The organism is Anaerolineales bacterium (genome assembly GCA_022866145.1).
Classification (GTDB): domain Bacteria; phylum Chloroflexota; class Anaerolineae; order Anaerolineales; family E44-bin32; genus PFL42.
Genome location: JALHUE010000427.1, coordinates 1 through 2429 on the forward strand (window position 1 = coordinate 1; position 2429 = coordinate 2429).

General features: G+C 66.2%; 2 protein-coding genes. Both read left to right on the forward strand.

All coding sequences use genetic code 11. From position 1 onward, the window contains the following. Positions 1-83: 83 nt before the first annotated feature. Positions 84-1094, forward strand: coding sequence for a glycosyltransferase family 2 protein (locus MUO23_12860; GenBank protein MCJ7513843.1), 1011 nt, complete (start codon positions 84-86; stop codon positions 1092-1094). Then, the coding region (locus MUO23_12865; protein MCJ7513844.1) for an exopolysaccharide biosynthesis polyprenyl glycosylphosphotransferase at positions 1087-2429 on the forward strand (1343 nt) is incomplete at its 3' end. The genes MUO23_12860 and MUO23_12865, both read left to right, overlap by 8 nt.

Here is a 2429-nt window from a genome sequence, read left to right on the forward strand (position 1 = left end):
ACGGAGCAAGGATGAAGAATGATAGAGAGGAGTCGCACTCCGTGCCAGGCGCTCGGCCGATGCGTTGTGAGTGAGGGGAATCGGTGCCGCCTGCAGTTAGTGTGATCGTTCCGTGCTACAACGAGGCGCGCACGATTCGGGAGCTGCTGGACTCGATCGAAGCCCAGACATTCGACTTGGCGAACCTCGAAGTCCTCATCTCCGATGGCGGCTCGACAGATGGGACGCGCGAGGTCGTTTCGGACATCACAGCGGCAACGCCTCAGTTGAGAATCACCCTGGTCGATAATCCAGACCGCAGCATCCCGGCGGCGCTCAACCGCGCGCTGGCGGCAGCGTCTGGCGGGGTGGTGATTCGCCTCGACGCCCATGCCGTCCCTGCGTCGGACTACATCGCCCGCTGTGTGCAGGTGCTGGCGGAGACCGAGGCAGCCAACGTCGGCGGGGTGTGGGACATTCGTCCGGGTGCCGAGGGGTGGGTGGCGCGATCAATCGCCGCCGCCGTCGCCCACAGGCTAGGTGCAGGCGATGCCGGCTATCGGGCTGGTGCTCGCGCCGGTGAGGTCGACACCGTGCCATTCGGGGCCTTCGATCGGCGCTGGCTCGACCGAGTGGGGACCTTCAACGAGGATCTGCTCACCAATGAGGACTACGAGTACAACTACCGCATCCGCAAGGCGGGCGGCAAGATCTGGCTCGATCCGTCGATTCGCTGCGTGTACATCGCCCGGCCGACGCTGTCCGCGTTGGCGAAGCAGTATTGGCGCTACGGCTTCTGGAAGGCGCACATGCTGACGCTCCACCCGCATTCGCTCCGCCTGCGCCAGGCGATTCCGCCCGCCTTCGTCGCCGCGCTCCTGGGGCTGCTCGTCGTCGCCCCATTCTTGCCGGCCGCGGCGGCCGGATTGATCGGTCTGGCGGGCATCTATCTCGCAGTCGTGCTCGGGGCGGCGCTTTTTCGGTCTGCCCGCCGACGCGATATAAGTCTGATGATCGGACTTCCCGCTGCCTGGGCGAGCGTGCACTTGTGCTGGGGGATGGGTTTCCTGGCCGGTCTGGCTTCAGCCCTGATGACTCGAAGGAGACATGCGTAACTCAGGAACTGGCCGCCGCTGGCGCATTCAACCGGGCGAGAGACTGGCGCTCCTGATGGCCGGCGACTTTGTGGCGGCCAGCATGGCCGCAATCCTGGCCCTCGCCCTCTGGGCCCAGCTTGAGCCCGCGCTGGGATTCAGCCTGACGTTTCTCCGCTTTCGTGCACCCTGGTTCATCGCCCTGCCCGTGCTCTGGCTGGTGCTGATGGCCAACCTGTACAACCTGCAGCGCGCCTCCTCGCGGGGGGACACTGTCCGGGGCATCCTGATCGCAGCTGCCGGCGGCCTGGCGGTCTACCTGATCGTCTACTTCAACGCCGAGGGCGACCTGCCACGCCGGGGGATGCTGTACTTCCTGATCCTGGCGGCGCTGCTCACTCTCGCCTGGCGCATGCTGTACCTCGCCGTCTTTACTGCGCCGGCCTTCCTGCGCCGGGGGGTGATCGTCGGCGCCGGCGTGAGCGGGCGAGGCATGGTTGAGGTGCTGGCCGGCATGCGCTCGCCGCCGTTCCATGTCGTCGGCCTGATCGACGACGATCCGGCGAAGGTCGGGACCATGATCGCCGGGGCCCGAGTGCTGGGGGACAACCGGCTCCTGGCGAAAGTGGTGGCCGACGAGAGCGTGACCGAGACCGTGGTGGCCATCACCGGGCCGATGGGCGGCGCAATGTTCCAGGCGCTGCTGGATGCACAGGAGAAGGGCGTGCGCATCGTCCGCATGCCCGTGTTGTATGAACGTTTGCTGGGGCGTGTCCCGATCCGCTACCTGGAGTCCGACTGGCTGCTGCGGTCGTTCGTCGACGAGATACAGGTCAACGGCCTGTACCTGCTCGTCAAACGACTGATGGACATCGGCGCCGGGCTGGCCGGGCTATCGATCCTGGCCTTGCTGTATCCGTGGATCGCCCTGGCGATCCTGCTTGAGAGCGGTCGGCCGATCCTGTTCCGCCAGGAGCGCATCGGCAATGGCGGCGAGGTGTTCTGGGTGACCAAATTCCGCACGATGCGACCCGACGCCGAGGCCCCTGGTCAGGCGCAGTGGGCGCAGAGCGGTGACCCGCGCGCAACCCGGGTGGGCGTGTTGCTGCGCAGGCTGCACGTGGACGAGTTCCCGCAGTTCTGGAATGTCCTCAAGGGGGAGATGGGTCTGATCGGCCCGCGGCCGGAACGGCCGGAGTTTGTCCACCACCTGGAGAAGCATATCCCCTTCTATCGAGCCCGGCTGCTGGTCAAGCCGGGGCTGACGGGCTGGGCCCAGGTCCACCAGGTGTACGCCTCCTCGGTCGAGGACTCGGCCGAGAAGCTGGAGTACGACCTGTACTACATCAAGCATCG